The organism is Streptomyces sp. NPDC002054 (assembly GCF_040296685.1).
Taxonomy (GTDB): domain Bacteria; phylum Actinomycetota; class Actinomycetes; order Streptomycetales; family Streptomycetaceae; genus Streptomyces.
In genome coordinates this window covers 56308-70806 of the sequence record NZ_JBEOXT010000029.1, presented here as the reverse complement: position 1 = coordinate 70806, position 14499 = coordinate 56308, and the positions used below count along the sequence as shown (strand labels likewise).

12 protein-coding genes and 1 riboswitch are annotated in these 14499 nt (G+C 69.6%); of the genes, 5 read left to right on the top strand and 7 right to left on the bottom strand.

What is annotated here, in order from left to right; all coding sequences use genetic code 11:
• Positions 1-10: 10 nt before the first annotated feature.
• Positions 11-466 carry an RICIN domain-containing protein gene (locus ABT123_RS25155; RefSeq protein ID WP_351318535.1) on the top strand — a complete coding sequence of 152 codons (456 nt, stop codon included), beginning with the start codon at positions 11-13 and terminating at the stop codon, positions 464-466.
• A 22-nt stretch (positions 467-488) separates the two neighbouring features.
• On the opposite strand, the gene ABT123_RS25150 is transcribed toward ABT123_RS25155, so the two are convergent.
• Positions 489-1223 carry a class I SAM-dependent methyltransferase gene (locus ABT123_RS25150; protein WP_351318658.1) on the bottom strand — a complete coding sequence of 245 codons (735 nt, stop codon included), beginning with the start codon at positions 1221-1223 and terminating at the stop codon, positions 489-491.
• An 11-nt stretch (positions 1224-1234) separates the two neighbouring features.
• Entirely contained in the window at positions 1235-1540 is a 306-nt protein-coding gene (locus ABT123_RS25145; protein ID WP_351318533.1) for a 4a-hydroxytetrahydrobiopterin dehydratase, read from the bottom strand.
• A gap of 183 nt (positions 1541-1723) precedes the next feature.
• On the opposite strand from ABT123_RS25145, the gene ABT123_RS25140 reads away from it, so the two are divergent.
• Both ABT123_RS25140 and ABT123_RS25135 read left to right on the top strand, forming a co-directional pair.
• Complete coding sequence (locus ABT123_RS25140) at positions 1724-3532, top strand: hydroxysqualene dehydroxylase (RefSeq protein WP_351318531.1); 1809 nt, start codon at positions 1724-1726, stop codon at positions 3530-3532.
• Positions 3533-3564: 32 nt separating this feature from the next.
• Positions 3565-4359: a helix-turn-helix domain-containing protein gene (locus tag ABT123_RS25135; protein ID WP_351318529.1), complete on the top strand. Its 795-nt coding sequence runs from the start codon at positions 3565-3567 to the stop codon at positions 4357-4359.
• Here the strand turns inward: ABT123_RS25135 and ABT123_RS25130 are convergent.
• The 3 genes from ABT123_RS25130 to ABT123_RS25120 all read right to left on the bottom strand — a co-directional run bounded on the left by ABT123_RS25130 (position 4345) and on the right by ABT123_RS25120 (position 9750).
• On the bottom strand, positions 4345-4761 hold the full coding sequence (locus ABT123_RS25130; RefSeq protein ID WP_351318527.1) for a hypothetical protein: 417 nt from the start codon (positions 4759-4761) through the stop codon (positions 4345-4347). The genes ABT123_RS25135 and ABT123_RS25130 overlap by 15 nt on opposite strands.
• A 147-nt stretch (positions 4762-4908) precedes the next feature.
• The gene (locus tag ABT123_RS25125) at positions 4909-8454 is read right to left on the bottom strand and encodes an NACHT domain-containing protein (RefSeq protein WP_351318525.1); all 3546 of its coding nucleotides are present in this window, start codon (positions 8452-8454) and stop codon (positions 4909-4911) included.
• Between the two features lie 432 nt (positions 8455-8886).
• Positions 8887-9750, bottom strand: a complete 864-nt coding sequence (locus ABT123_RS25120) for a bifunctional 5,10-methylenetetrahydrofolate dehydrogenase/5,10-methenyltetrahydrofolate cyclohydrolase (RefSeq protein WP_351318523.1) — start codon at positions 9748-9750, stop codon at positions 8887-8889.
• 28 nt (positions 9751-9778) lie between these two features.
• Positions 9779-9883, bottom strand: a riboswitch (ZMP/ZTP riboswitch).
• 66 nt (positions 9884-9949) lie between these two features.
• On the opposite strand from ABT123_RS25120, the gene ABT123_RS25115 reads away from it, so the two are divergent.
• Both ABT123_RS25115 and ABT123_RS25110 read left to right on the top strand, forming a co-directional pair.
• Positions 9950-10720: a class I SAM-dependent methyltransferase gene (locus ABT123_RS25115; protein ID WP_351318521.1), complete on the top strand. Its 771-nt coding sequence runs from the start codon at positions 9950-9952 to the stop codon at positions 10718-10720.
• Between the two features lie 227 nt (positions 10721-10947).
• On the top strand, positions 10948-12522 hold the full coding sequence (locus ABT123_RS25110) for an RNA polymerase sigma factor (RefSeq protein ID WP_351318519.1): 1575 nt from the start codon (positions 10948-10950) through the stop codon (positions 12520-12522).
• An 81-nt stretch (positions 12523-12603) separates the two neighbouring features.
• Here the strand turns inward: ABT123_RS25110 and ABT123_RS25105 are convergent, their stop codons facing one another.
• Complete coding sequence (locus tag ABT123_RS25105) at positions 12604-13047, bottom strand: SRPBCC family protein (protein WP_351318517.1); 444 nt, start codon at positions 13045-13047, stop codon at positions 12604-12606.
• 19 nt (positions 13048-13066) lie between these two features.
• Entirely contained in the window at positions 13067-14473 is a 1407-nt protein-coding gene (locus ABT123_RS25100; protein ID WP_351318515.1) for an amino acid permease, read from the bottom strand.
• Positions 14474-14499 lie beyond the last annotated feature (26 nt).

The window sequence follows — 14499 nt, the reverse complement described above, 5'->3', positions numbered from 1 at the left end:
GCGGCAGGACGTGGAGGGGGTCTTCCTGCTGCGGAACGCAGCGAGCGGGCTGGTACTGGAGGCTGAGGGCGGCCGTACGGGCAGTGGTACGCGGGTCCGGGTGGGCCCGGAGGATCCGCCGACGGCTGCGGGAAAGGCGGCGCAGCGGTGGCGGATCGTGCCGGTGCACCCGGGCGCCGGGACGTACCACGTCGTGAACGTGCTGAGCGAGAAGCGGCTCGACGTGGCCGGCGCCGCCGTGGAGAGCGGCACCCGCATCCAGTTGTGGAAGCCGAACGGCTTCGGCGCGCAGGAGTGGCTGGTGGAGGAGCACTTGGACGCCCCGGGCGTGGTCTCCCTGATCGCCTGCATCAGCGGGCTGCCGCTGGATGTGGACGCAGAGGGGTACGCCCGCCAGTGGGAGGAGACGGACGCGCCCACGCAGGGCTGGCGGCTGGAGCCCGCCGCCGAGCCCGCCGCCGGCTGACCCGGACCCCGGCCCCGGCGCCTCAGGTGCGGATGAAGGACCGGATTTCGTACGTCGGTTCGCCGCGCGGGGTGTCCGGGGCGGGGAGGGCGCCCAGGCGGGCGACCAGCTCCGCCGGGACGGTGTTCTGCGGTTCCAGCAGGGAGGCGTAGCGCCCGGCCAGCACCCCTTCGGCCATCGCGTTCGGGGTGCGGCCCTGGCCGTGGCCCCGGAAGCGGGCCCGGCCGGCCGGCCGCAGGCCCGCCGAGGCGGCGTACGCGGTGACGGCGTCGGCCTCGTCCGATGCCAGGGCCCGCCGGTGCGGGGCGAGGACGGCGTCGACATCGCTGCCGACGTCGTGCCCGGCATCCTTGTCGACGGTGGTGACGAACACCCCGCCGGGCCGCAGCACGCGGCCCGCTTCGGCGACCACCGCCGCCACCGCGCCCGGGTCGTGCAGCAGGTGCAGCAGCCAGACCGCGCTGACCGCGTCCACCCGCGCGTCGGGCAGCGGGAGCCGGGTCGCGGAGGCGAGGGCCACCGGGACGCCGCGGCCGAGGGCCATCCGGGCCATGCCGGGCGAGGCGTCCACCCCAAGGACCCGAAGGCCCGGGCGGGCCATTCGGCAGGTGACGATGCCGGTGCCGCAGCCCAGGTCCAGCAGGGTTGCGGTGTCGGGCGGGAGCAGCCCGAGGACCGCCCGGGCGGCGGCCTCGGCCCTCGGGACGCCGCCGCGCATGGCGTCGTACGCCTCGGCCTCGGCGTCGTAGTCGACCAGCTGTTTCACAGTCAGCTCACTGCGTGCGCAGGCGCGATGGCCTCCACCCGCTGCGCGAGTTCGAAGTCGGTCTCGGTGACCAGGCCGCCCGCGCTGTGGGTGTTCACCGACAGCCGGACCGTGTTGTAGCCGAGGGTGAGGTCGGAGTGGTGGTCCAACTCGTCCTGAACGGCGGCGATGTGGGCGACGAGAGCGCTGGCGGCGAAGTGCGTGTCCAGCCGGTAGGTGCGGTTGATCCGGTCGTCCTCGAAGGCCCAGCCGGGGAGTTCCCGCAACCGGTCCTCGATCTCCTTCTGCGAAAGCGGCTCACTCGGCATCCGCCGGCTCCTTCTCCGTAACCGTGATCGTGACGTGGAGTCAAGGTTCCCACAGCTCAGACCGGAGGGAAGGTTTCGCGCCATAGTGCGGGCGGGTGCTTCTGCGCCTTCCGTGGCCCGGGGGCCGCCCCTATGCTCCTGCGCCGGACGTGACTGTTACCGGCGGTAATGAGGGGGCGGGGAATGGCTCGTACAGGCAATTCCAGGCGTACGTTCATGGCGGGCGCGGCGGCAGCCGGAACGGTGGGGGCCCTGGCCGCCGCCGGGCCGGCCGACGCCGCGCCGGCACCGGCACCGGCTCCGGCACCGGCCGCGGCCACGGCTCCCGCCGCCGGCCGCCGCGTCGCCGTCCTCGGCGGCGGGGTGGCCGGCCTCACCGCCGCACACGAACTCGCCGAACGCGGCTACACCGTGACCGTGTACGAACGCCGCGCCCTCGGCGGCAAGGCGCGCAGCATGGGCGTGCCCGGCAGCGCCCGCGGCTCCCGCCGCCCGCTCCCCGCCGAGCACGGCTTCCGCTTCATCCCCGGCATCTACCACAACCTGCCGGACACCATGCGCCGCATCCCCTTCCCCGGCAACGCCAACGGCGTCTGGGACAACCTGGTCGCCCCGCGCGAGATGATGTTCGCCCGGGCCGGTGACCGCGAGGACCTCCGCGCGCCGATCCCCTGGCAGGGCCACGCCCCGGCCGAGCTCACCCCGGACGAGATCCGCCGCGCCCTGACCGGCATCCTGCAGACCCTGGTGCGGCTGCCGCTGCACGAGACGGCGTACTTCGTCGACCGCGCCCTGGTCTTCCTCACCAGCTGCGACGAGCGGCGCGACGAGGTCTGGGAGCGCACCCCCTGGTGGGAGTTCACCCGGGCCGCCCGGATGTCGAGCGAGTACCAGCGGATCCTCGCGATCGGGGTCACCCGCAACATCGTGGCCACCAAGGCCGAGGAGGCCTCCACCCGTACGGTCGGCACGCTCGGCGAGGCCTTCGTCTTCAACGCGCTCGGCCGGGGCGCGGACGGCCCGCCGGACCGGATCCTGAACCTGCCCACCAACGAGGCCTGGATCGACCCCTGGGAGGCCCATCTGCGGTCCCTGGGCGTGGAGTTCCGGATCGGGTGGACCGTACGGGAGGTCCGGTACGGGGACGGGCGGGTCAGCGGGGTCCTGGTGGAGGACCCGGCGGGGGCCCGGCAGACGGTGGTCGCCGACCACTACGTGTCCGCCCTGCCGGTCGAACACGCCCGTCGCACCTGGAGCCCGGCGCTGCGGGCCGCCGATCCGATGCTGGCGCGCTGCGACAAGCTGCAGACCGACTGGATGACGGGCATCCAGTTCTATCTCACCGAGCGGGCGCCGCTCGTCCACGGCCACCTCAACTGCATCGACTCGCCCTGGTCGTTGACCGCGATCCAGCAGGCCGAGCACTGGCCGGCCCGGAACTTCCCCGCCGACTACGGCGACGGCACCGCCGTGGACTGCCTGTCGGTGGACATCTCGGAGTGGGACAAGCCCGGGATTCTGTACGGGAAGACGGCCAAGCAGTGCACCCGCGAGGAGGTCGCCCGCGAGGTGTGGGCGCAGCTGAAGGCCTCGCTCAACGACACCGGCAAGACCCTGCTGCGGGACGCTGCGCTGCACTCGTGGTTCCTGGATCCGGGGGTGGACGGGCTGGGCACCCCGAACCCCACCAACGAGGACGAGCTGCTGATCCACCCGACCGGCACCTTCCACCACCGGCCGTCGGCCGCCACCCGCATCCCGAACTTCTTCCTCAGCGGGGACTACGTCGCCGTGGACATCGACCTGGCCACCATGGAGGGCGCCAACGCCTCGGCGCGGGCCGCGGTCAACGCGCTGCTGGACCGCGACGGTTCGGCGGCGGCCCGGTGCGCGGTCAAGAGGCTCTACCGGGCGCCGGAGATCGAGGAGTTCAAGCGGCACGACCGGTGGCGCTACCGTCTCGGTCTGCGGAACCTCTTCGACCTGGGCTGACCCGGCTCTCGCCCTCGGCTACCGTCCCGGTCATGACCTCCACCACGACCTCCGTCGGACCCCTGCTCCGCACCTGGCGGCAGCGGCGCGGGTTCAGTCAGCTGGAGCTGGCCGGGCGGGCCGACTCCTCGTCCCGGCACATCAGCTTCATCGAGACCGGCCGGTCCCGGCCGAGCGAGGAGCTCCTGCTGCGGCTCGCCGACCGCCTCGACGTACCGGTGCGGGAGCGCAACGCGCTGCTGCTGGCGGCGGGTTACGCCCCGCACTACGCCCAGACCCCGCTGGAGGACCCGTCGCTGGGGACCCTGCGGGAGGGCCTGGAACGGCTGCTGACCGGCTACGAACCGTACCCGGCGCTGATCGTGGACGGCACGTACACGGTCCTCGCGGCCAACCGGGGCATCGCCATGTTCCTGGAGGGCCTCCCGGAACACCTGCTGACCCCGCCGCTGAACGCCATGCGGATCACCCTGCATCCGGAGGGCCTGGCCCCGAGGATCCACAACCTGAAGGAGTGGCGCGGACACCTCCTCGCCCAGATGGAACGCCAGATCGCACTGGCCCGCTCCGAGCCGCTGCGCGCCCTGTACGAGGAGGTGTCGGCCTATCCGACCCCGGACCGCCCGGACGACACCGAACCGGCGGACCCCGTCCCCTACTTCGCACTTCCCCTGCTCATCGAACACGACGGGCACGTGCTGTCCTTCGTGTCCTCCATCGCCACCTTCAACACCCCGATGGACGTGACCGTCGCCGAGCTGGCCATCGAGACGATGCTCCCGGCCGACCCGGCGACGGTGAAGTACCTGCGCTCACTGGCCCCGTGAGCGCAGCGCCAGCTGCTGCAGTACGGCGAAGCCCGCGACGGTGACGGCCTGCGCCGGGATCCACACGGTCCCGGCGGCGGTCGGCTCGAACCACACCACCAGGGCGACCAGACTGAGCGCGGCCCAGGCGTAGTTGACCTCGACCACCACCCGCACCCACCCCGCCGCCGGCTCCCGCCGCGAGGCCAGCCACCCGACCCCGGCCCCGTACAGGGCGAGCAGGATCCCAAGCTCCAGGAGTAGCCCCTGCCCCACCCCGAGCAGCCGCCCGAGGGGCCCGGAAAACGCCAGATACGCGAGCCCGTTGGCACCGGTGACCACGGCATCCAGACCGAGGAACCGCCGCAGCGCGGTCTGCGGTTCGGTGGTACGGGCAATGCTGCCGAGCAGGGTTGCGGACATGGAGATCAGCCTCCATCGAGGTCGAAGCGGGAACGAGGACCCGGGCCCCGGAGCGGAGTGCGCCACCCCGGAACCCGATGCCCCCACTGTGCCGCCGACTTCCCCGGCGGGTCGATTACCTCAGGGGTCATGACCTCACGCCCTGACTCAGGGGCAGTTTCCGCAGTTCGAGGCGTTCGGGTCGCTGAAGACGGCCCAGGACAGCAGGGAACGGAGGCGCCCGCGGTGATGCGGCTGAAGATCGGGGGCATCCAGGGCACTGCGCAGGGCATGGATGGCTTCGTCGCGGTGGCCGGTATTCAGCAGGCGGGTGAGCACCGAGACGGACTCCGTCGGGGAGCCGGCCTCCACCGTGAGGAGCCCGCACCACAGTGATACAGCTGCACTCAAGGCGCCTGCGGAAGCCAGGACCTCTGCCGCAGCAAAGCGAGTTGCCTCGGATACGGTGCTGGCGTTCAAGGCCGCCAAAGCCGCATCCGCTGCAGAGACTCCGCTCGCCGTGAGGAAGGCATCCAAGAGATCCTTGAGGGTTTGCGTGTCGCCGTCAAAGTCGCCGAGTGCTTCGATGACGAGGCTACTGGCTTCTTCACGATATCCCAGTTCAGCAAGGGTGAACGCGACTCTTGCGCGATCTCCCTTGGAGTTTACTTGTCGGATCTCCTCGAAAATTTCCGACCGTACCGAACCCTCCGCCCGGAGGACAACCTTGACCGCCTTACTCAAGTCGTATGTATCGGCAACAGGATCCGAAAACACACTGCGCACAAGATCGACCGCCTGGGCAATATGGCCCGCCTCGGCCATCTCCTCGGCTATGGTCGAACGGGACCACGGGTCGATCACTGAACGTTGACGCAGGATGTCCAGCAAGCCATCAATGCTCCCTGAAGCGGCAAGCCACGCTCCGGCCGCTTTGCCGACTGCGTAACCGCTGGCATTCGAATCGACAAGGACGCCGGACGCCAGTTCTCCTGCCACTCTTGAGTAGCCTGCTTCCGCCAGGGCTTCCGCAACAAGCGCACGCTGGGCTTCGTCAAAATTCTGACGCCGGCTCAACTCGGCGACCAAAGCCTCAGCACTGTCTTCTCTGGTCAGCGAGAGCCAGAGGTCAGCTGCCCTGCCAATGGCAACCTCGTTGGAATCAGGGCCGTGAAGAACGCTTCGCGCGAGCAGTAGGGCCTGCGAAGGATGGCCCGCTTGCACAAACTCCTTCGCCGCCTCGACCAGTGCCAATCCATAGCAGTCCGACAATTTCTCCAGTACACCGTCCGGCTCGATCGAGTCACCCTCAACCCGCTCATTGAGTAGCAGCTTCACGGCAGTGCGTACGTCGCTCGGGTGAGGATGGGAAGTCGTAAGGACACTACGCGCAGCATGGAGCGCCGCGGAAATTTCTCCGATGTCCCTCAATGCTTCTGCCGCCGATGCCAAGGCCTGGGAATCCGCCTTGGAATCTCGACTGGCGCGGACGAGGAGCTCTCGCGCCTCCTCAGATGAATCCGACCCGAGCTCGATGAGTCCGACAGCAACGACGGACAGTTCGATGGGTCTGATTGCTGCATGCGAGATCGATTTGAGGAGCTCCAGGGATTCCTCCTTGGATTCGACGCGACTGAGCGCCTCAAGGGCGATAATCCGGGTGATGAACGGCAATTCCTCACGTTCCACGATCCCTCGAAGTCGCCTTACGGCATGGGCGTTTCCGCTAAGCAGGCCCAGGATGTCGAAGATGGAAGATGTGGCACTGTACCTGTCCTCGATGCGCCCAGGGGAGCCGAGGAATTTGCGCTCCTCGACCGGAGCATTACCGAGGCCGAGGTCGATCAGGCGGTCCACTACCGCACAGGAATGCCGGTCGTTCACATCACTGCTTTCCGACAGAAGCCTCCCTGCCAGTGATGCATACTCCCGGTCGCCTTCAAGGAGACGATCCAGGATCAATCCCACATCATTCCCATTGATACGACCCCATAGAACCATGGTGAGCAGTGCGAAGTTGCGCTGTGCCTCCCCGAGACCGCGTTCGATCCACTCATCGATTCCCGGAAAGTCCGCCGGCAAGCTGGTGGCATACGCCCGAGCGGCAATGAACTCGGCGAAAGTGTGATGAAGGAATCGAAGCCCCGAGCTCTCGTACACGAACATTCCGGTATCGATGAGCAGCCTGTCGAAGTCCCGCTCCCAACCAGGCGACAGTTCCATGCCGGCGGGCTTGCGCTCCCGTACCCACGCGTAGGCCACGTCCGACAAGGGGAGTTCGGTCGTCAGGCGCTCTTTGGCCAGCGCCTCGATGACGGCCGTCCGTTGGGCGTGGATCCACTCGACCAGTCGAAATCGCCCCGGCTGGCCGTCGCGCAGGCGACGAAGCTCACTGAGTGTTGCGCGTCCGCTCGCCTCCTCATCGGTGACGAGGTACTCATAGAACCGCTGGTAGAGGTCCACCCGGTTGGTCGGCAAGGGACGTTCGGGTTCACGTGTGTTGGCAACGGCCGCGATGGTGGCCAGCAGGGGGTTGCGGACCAGCTCTTTCAGGCGGCCGTCCTCGATTTGGTGGAGGAACTCCTGTGCCCGCTGCTCCGAGGTGATCGGATCCTGGGCGAAGAACCAGCGCTCCGAGAACAGCTTCAGCTCTTCCTGCTCAAACGGCTCGATGCGGCACATGCCGATGTGACTGCCCCGGAGTGCCGCCATCTCCTCTTCGGGCAGGGGTCTGCTGGTGATGACGAAGCGGTAGTCGCTGCCTGCGCGGGCATGCTGGGACAACGCTCGGATGATGGACGCCCGGGTCGGGCGATCGAGGATCTCATCGAGGCCATCGACCACGACCAGCCAGCGGACACCGTGCGTACGGCCGGCGAAGAGGTGCGGACTCGGCTCCGTGACGAGATAGGGACCGAGGGCCCGTCGGGTGGCCTCGGCCAGCACCGTGCTCCACGAACCCTCACCTACGAGGGCCCGTGCCGAAACCCGCACCGGCACCACGGGTTCGGACAGCGGGGGGTTGACTGCGCTCTCCTGCCGGAGCCAGATCCGGGCGAGCCGGGAAACCAGATGATGGCCGAGAGTGGACTTGCCCGCACCTGGTTCACCGGTGACCAGCAGGTGTTCGCTGCGGTTGAGCGCCTCCGCAACCGTCACCGGGACATCAGCACTCGGTTCGCTTCGCTCCGGGCGCAGTTCCTCGCGGTCGCGCTCCTTGTTCGAATCCCCTCCTGCCCCAGGGGTGTCTGCGCGGAGGCGCTGTCGGACGTAGACGGTGGACAGCGGGGGTGCCGCAACACCCAGCAGCCGGTAGGGAAGTTGCTCGACAGCATGGGTCAGGGCGTCAAGGACATTCCGCAGTGCGAGCTCTGGCCGCGGGATCTCCGCCCAGGAGGTGACGCGTGGTCTTGCGCCTTCGTCCTCGGCCATGAGCCGCCGGTCCATTGCCTCACGCGCACGGAGCCAGATCGGCTCCACGGCCGACGGGTCCTGCTTGAGCAGTCTGGCCAGACCTGCGGTCGAATTGAGTGACAGAAGTAGCGTGCCCCGAACGACCTCGTAGACCTTGTTCTTGTCGAGGGTGTGCTGCTGTACGAACGCGTTGACGCTGGGATGACCCGCCTCCCTGATGGCCTGATCGAACCAGGCCGCCAGCTCTGCCAGCTCCGGGTATCCCTCGCGTCCAGCCCGTGTCGGCCGACCTCCAGGCACGAGACCCCTCCAACTCAGCCTAATTTCTGCGGGTTTCCTTACCGTAGAGGGAAACTGACCAGGCGGGTGACTCTTCCGACGGACTGCTCCAGCAGGGGGCAACCGAACCGGAAGGACCGTGACGAACCATGGGTCTGGAGATCACGAACAGCCTGCTCGAGGCAGGGACACCTCTTCTCCTTGCAGCTGCGCCTGTGGCTGGTGTGGTCACAGCATGGATCGGCTACCGCAGGGCCGTGGTTGTCGAGCGGTGGCGAACTGCCCAGCTGAGGGCTGCACTACACGGCGTGGCACGTGAGGACCGGGCCGAAGGTGGATGCTGCGGGTGCGCCGACGGAGAGGGCGGGCGTCGAGGCTGAGCAGCCAATGCCCGGATACAGGCTCCCGCCGCCAGGAACGCCCCGGGCCGCAAGGCCCGGGGCGGGCGGTGGATCAGGTCAGGTCGAGGCCCGCCTGGGTGGCGGCTGCCGTGACCGTTTGTTCCAGGAGGACGGCGATGGTCATCGGGCCGACGCCGCCCGGGACCGGGGTGATCAGCGAGGCGCGTTCGGCCGCCGAGGGGAAGTGGACGTCGCCGACGTTGCCCTCGTTGTAGCCGGCGTCCAGGACCACGGCGCCCGGCTTGATGTCCTCGCCGCGGATGAACTCGGCCTTGCCGACCGCGGCGACCAGTACGTCCGCCTGCCGCACGATCGAGGACAGGTCCTGGGTGCGGGAGTGGCAGTAGGTGACGGTGGCGTTCTGCTCCAGGAGGAGCATGCCGGCCGGCTTGCCGAGGATCGCGCTGCGGCCGACGACGACCGCGTGCTTGCCGGTGAGGTCCACGTTGTAGGCCTCCAGCAGGCGCATGATGCCGCCCGGGGTGCAGGAGACGAAGCCCGGCAGGCCGAAGCCCATGGCGGCGAAGGAGTGCATGGTGACCCCGTCGACGTCCTTGCCGGGGGCGATGGCCTCGAATGCGGCGCGCTCGTCGATGTGGTGCGGGACCGGGTGCTGGAGCAGGATGCCGCTGATCTCCGGGTCCTCGGAGAGGCCGGTGATCACCGCGATCAGCTCCTCCGTCGTGGTCTCGGCCGGCAGGGCCACGTGCCGGGAGGTGATGCCGGCCTTGGCGCAACGGTTCTGCTTCATGCGTACGTACGTCACGGACGCCGGGTCCTCGCCGACCAGCACGGTGGCCAGGCAGGGTGCCGTGCCGGTGCGCTCGGTGATCAGCGCGGCGCGGGCGGCGGTCTGCTCGGTGATGCGGCGGGCGAGGGCGGTGCCGTCCATCAGGCGGGCGGTGGCAGTCGTCATGGGGTCTCCTGAGCGTCGCTGCGGGATCGCGGTTCGCCCAGGCGCGCGGCAACGGCGTACGGACACCCTTGCAGGTCGACGCCGGGCCGCTCCCCGGTGGTGATCCACCCGAACGCCAGTCACGGCCCGCCGCCCACTGTAGTCGACCGGCATCGGCAATCCGCTGGATACCTGACACCGCAACTGGGACGATCAAGGCATGACACCCACTTTCGAGCATCTCGTGTCCGAGGCCGAGTCGGTCTCCGTGGAGGGATGGGATTTCTCCTGGCTCGACGGGCGTGCGAGCGAGCAGCGTCCTTCCTGGGGCTATCAGCGGCTGCTGGGCGAGCGGCTCGGCCGGGTCCGGTCGGCGCTCGACATCCAGACCGGCGGCGGGGAGGTGCTCGCCGGGGCCGTCCCGGCCGGGCAGCTGCCGCCGCTGATGGTGGCCACCGAGTCCTGGCCGCCCAACATCGACAAGGCGACCCGGCTGCTGCACCCGCTGGGCGCGGTGGTGGTCGCCGATGCCGACGAGCCGCCGCTGCCCTTCGGCGACGAGGCCTTCGAGCTGGTCGTCAGCCGGCACCCGGTGACCATCTGGTGGGACGAGATCGCCCGGGTACTGAGACCGGGTGGCACCTACTTCTCCCAGCAGGTGGGCCCGTCCAGCGTGTTCGAGCTGGTCGAGTACTTCCTCGGGCCGCAGCCGGAGGAGGTCCGGCGGGGCCGGCACCCGGACGACGCTGCCGCCGACGCCGCCAAAGCCGGGCTGGAAGTGGTCGATCTGCGCTCGGAGCGGTTGCGGACCGAGTTCCATGACATCGGCGCCGTGGTCTACTTCCTTCGGAAGGTGATCTGGATGGTGCCCGGCTTCACGGTCGGCCACTACCGGGACCGGTTGCGCGAGCTGCACGAACGGATCGAGCAGGAAGGGCCGTTCGTCGCTCACACCACCCGGTTCCTGATCGAGGCCCGCAAACCGGGCTGATGATCCGGGCCGCTCCGGGACCCGTCAGCGGGGCCGGTCGACCGCCTTCCATTGGCAGCGTGGCGTAGGTCACTCAATTCAGTGCGTAACGAATCGTCTCGGGCACGCGATGAACCGACAGGTGTCCTCGCGCGGCGACGGAATACCGACCCCCCTCGGGGTGTTGCCGTAGGTCCGCGCGATGATGTCCCGCCCGTCCTTTATCTGTTCGCAACGAGAGGCTCCTTGTGTCGCTCAGCCCGTCCCGTACGTTCCCTCCGGAGATCGCCGAATCCGAGGCCCTCGTCGCGCTCGTCGAGCGTGGCCGCGAGCAGGGTCACATCAACGGTGACGACGTGCGCCAGGCCTTCGAGGCCGGCCGCATCCCGGTGGACCAGTGGAAGCGGGTCCTGCGCAGCCTGAACCAGGTCCTGGACGAGGAGGGTGTGGCGCTGCACGTCAGCGCGGCCCCCGCTGCCAAGACCGCCGCGAAGAAGCCCCGCAAGGCCGCGGCGACGCCGGCCCGCACCGCAGTGAAGAAGGCGGCCACCCCGCCGCGCCCGATCGGAGCCCGCAAGACCGCTGCCGCCCCGGCCGCCGCGGCGGCGATATCCGCTCAGCCGGACGCGGCCGTCGAGGCCGGAGCCGAAGACGTGGCCGCCGCCGAGCCGAAGAAGCGCGCGGTCAAGAAGACCACCGCCGCCGCGAAGAAGACCGCCACCAAGAAGACGGCGGCGAAGAAGACCACCGCCAAGGACGCCGACGGCGAGACCCCGGAGCTGGAGGGCGAGGACCTCTTCGAGGACCTGTCCGACGACACCGAGGAAGACGCGGCCAAGCCCGGCGGCCAGGGCTTCGTCCTGTCCGACGAGGACGACGACGACGCCCCGGCGCAGACCGTCATGGTGGCCGGCGCGACCGCCGACCCGGTCAAGGACTACCTCAAGCTGATCGGCAAGGTGCCGCTGCTCAACGCCGAGCAGGAGGTCGAGCTCGCCAAGCGGATCGAGGCGGGCCTGTTCTCCGAGTACAAGCTGGAGGAAGAGGACGACCACAAGCCGGCCTACCGCCGCGAGCTGGAGATCCTCGTCGAGGACGGCCGCCGGGCCAAGAACCACCTGCTGGAGGCCAACCTCCGCCTGGTGGTCTCGCTGGCCAAGCGCTACACCGGCCGCGGCATGCTCTTCCTGGACCTGATCCAGGAGGGCAACGTCGGCCTGATCCGCGCCGTCGAGAAGTTCGACTACACCAAGGGCTTCAAGTTCTCCACCTATGCGACCTGGTGGATCCGGCAGGCGATCACCCGCGCCATGGCCGACCAGTCGCGCACCATCCGTATCCCGGTGCACATGGTCGAGATCATCAACAAGCTGGCCCGCGTGCAGCGCCAGATGCTCCAGGACCTGGGCCGCGAGCCCACCCCGGAGGAGCTGGGCAAGGAACTCGACATGACCCCCGAGAAGGTCATCGAGGTCCAGAAGTACGGCCGCGAGCCGATCTCCCTCCACACCCCGCTGGGTGAAGAGGGCGACAGCGAGTTCGGTGACCTCATCGAGGACTCCGAGGCGGTCGTCCCGGCCGACGCGGTCTCCTTCACCTTCCTCCAGGAGCAGCTGCAGTCGATCCTGGGCACGCTCTCCGAGCGCGAGGCGGGCGTGGTCTCCATGCGGTACGGCCTGAACGACGGCCAGCCGAAGACCCTGGACGAGATCGGCCGGGTCTACGGGGTGACCCGTGAGCGGATCCGCCAGATCGAGTCCAAGACCATGTCGAAGCTGCGCCACCCGTCGCGCTCGCAGGTGCTGCGCGACTACCTCGACTGATCGATCGCACTCACGCCGGTGGGCGGGGCCGCACTGCGGCCCCGCCCACCGGCGTGATGTCACCCTCCCCGCCGCCCGCCGTCAGCGGTTTTCGAGGATGAGCTTGAGCTTCGCCTCGTTGAGCGCCATCTCCCTGCGGGCGTGCGGCCGGATTACGAACGGCACCAGCGCCCGCCCCATCCCGTGCCCCTCGAAGTCGAGGTCGATGGTCAGCCGGGAGGCGGTGCCGTCGGCGAGCGGCTCGATGGTGCCCTGGACGTCCGGCCGGACCGGGCCGTCGACCCCGTGCATGTGCCAGCTCCGCGGCGGGTCCATCGCGGTGACCTCCATCGTGCCCGCGTACTCCCGCTTGCCCATCCGCCGGGTCACGGACACGCGCGAGCCGACCCCCATGGGCGCGTCGCTCAGCCTGCGCGCCGACACCGCGCTCTGCTGCCACTCCGGCAGGTGCGAGGGGTCGGTCACATAGGCGTAGACCTCGGCCGGCGTGCGGTCGATGTCGATCGTCTCCCTGATCGCTGCCATGCCTTCATCGTCCCACCGGTCAGAGCGCCGCGCGCTTCCTGCGGGCGGCCAGTACGGCGTACCCGAGCACGCCCGCGAACAGGAACAGCACGCCCTGGTACACCGCGGCGTAGCCGGAGCCCGCCACCAGCCACATCGAGAAGCCGAAGGCCAGCACGGCGAGGACGGCATCGCGCACCAGCCGGCCGCGGTGGACCCGGTCGGCCTGCCCGGAGGCCAGGAAGTAGATCTGGGCGGCGGTGGACAGCAGGTAGGGGACGGTCGCCGTGAAGGTGGTGATCAGGACCAGGACCTCGAAGACGCCCTGCGAGCCGGCCGTGTAGTTGTAGACGGTCAGCGCCGAGGCCAGCAGGACCGTCACGACCACGCCCACCACCGGGACCCCGCGGCGCCGGGTCTCGAAGGCCTTCGGGAACAGTCCGTCCCGGGCTGCCGCGTACGGGGTCTGGGCGCTCAGCAGGGTCCAGCCGTTCAGGGCGCCCACCATGGAGATCACCGCCGCGCAGGCCACCAGGGTGCCGCCCCAGGTACCGCCGGTCATGGCGTTGACGGCATCGGTGAAGGGGGCCTCGGAGTCGATCAGCCGGTCGTGCGGGACCAGCCCGAAGACGGCGACCGTGCCCAGCAGGTAGACCAGGGCCGCGCCCAGGGTGCCCAGGATGGTGGCCCGGCCGACGTTGCGGCGCGGGTCGCGGACCTCGCCGGCGCTGACCGCGGCGGATTCCACGCCGAGGTAGCTGAACAGCAGGATCGCCGCCGAGGCCGAGACCGCGCCCACCGCGCTCTGGTCGGTGGCCCGGAACGGGCCGAGGTTCGCCGGGTCGAAGAAGAACAGGCCGCCGACGGCCACCAGCAGCAGCGGGGCGAACTTCAGGACCGTGGCCACCAGCTGTACGGCGCCGACGTAGCGGGTGCCCGCCAGGTTGGCGAGGGCCGGCAGCCACTGCACGGTGAGCGCGGCCAGGCACATCGACCAGGGGTGCGCGCCGACGGCCGGGAAGAGGACCACCAGGTAGCCGACCGCAGCGACGGCGAGCGCCGCGTTCGACACCCAGGTGGTGATCCAGTAGCTGTACGCGGCCAGGAACCCGGCAAAGTCGCCGAACGCGGCGCGGGCGTAGACGTACGGGCCGCCGGTCTGTGGATGGCGCTCGGCGAGCCGGCCGAAGACCAGGGCGAGGGCGATGGCGCCGAGGCTGAGCACCGCGAAGGCGACCAGGCTGATGGTCCCGAAGGGGGCCACGGAGGCGGGCAGCAGGAAAATGCCGCCGCCGATGATGTTGCCCATGACCAGGCAGACGGCGACGGGGAGGCCGAAACGGCGGGCGTGCGGGCCGGTCTGCGCGGCCGGCGGGCGGGTGTTCTCGGCCGGGGGGAGGGTGTTCTGCTCGGCGTTCTGCTCGGCCGGCCGAAGGGTGGTGCTCACTGCTGGTGCGCCTCAGGGGTATCGGG

Excerpts from the sequence above, each read along its gene's own strand:
- ABT123_RS25120 (WP_351318523.1), bottom strand. The coding sequence starts at position 9,750 with ATGACGACTGCCACCGCCCGCCTGATGGACGGCACCGCCCTCGCCCGC.
- ABT123_RS25130 (WP_351318527.1), bottom strand. The coding sequence starts at position 4,761 with ATGTCCGCAACCCTGCTCGGCAGCATTGCCCGTACCACCGAACCGCAG.
- ABT123_RS25140 (WP_351318531.1), top strand. The coding sequence starts at position 1,724 with ATGGCTCGTACAGGCAATTCCAGGCGTACGTTCATGGCGGGCGCGGCG.
- ABT123_RS25145 (WP_351318533.1), bottom strand. The coding sequence starts at position 1,540 with ATGCCGAGTGAGCCGCTTTCGCAGAAGGAGATCGAGGACCGGTTGCGG.
- ABT123_RS25105 (WP_351318517.1), bottom strand. The coding sequence starts at position 13,047 with ATGGCAGCGATCAGGGAGACGATCGACATCGACCGCACGCCGGCCGAG.
- ABT123_RS25115 (WP_351318521.1), top strand. The coding sequence starts at position 9,950 with ATGACACCCACTTTCGAGCATCTCGTGTCCGAGGCCGAGTCGGTCTCC.
- ABT123_RS25135 (WP_351318529.1), top strand. The coding sequence starts at position 3,565 with ATGACCTCCACCACGACCTCCGTCGGACCCCTGCTCCGCACCTGGCGG.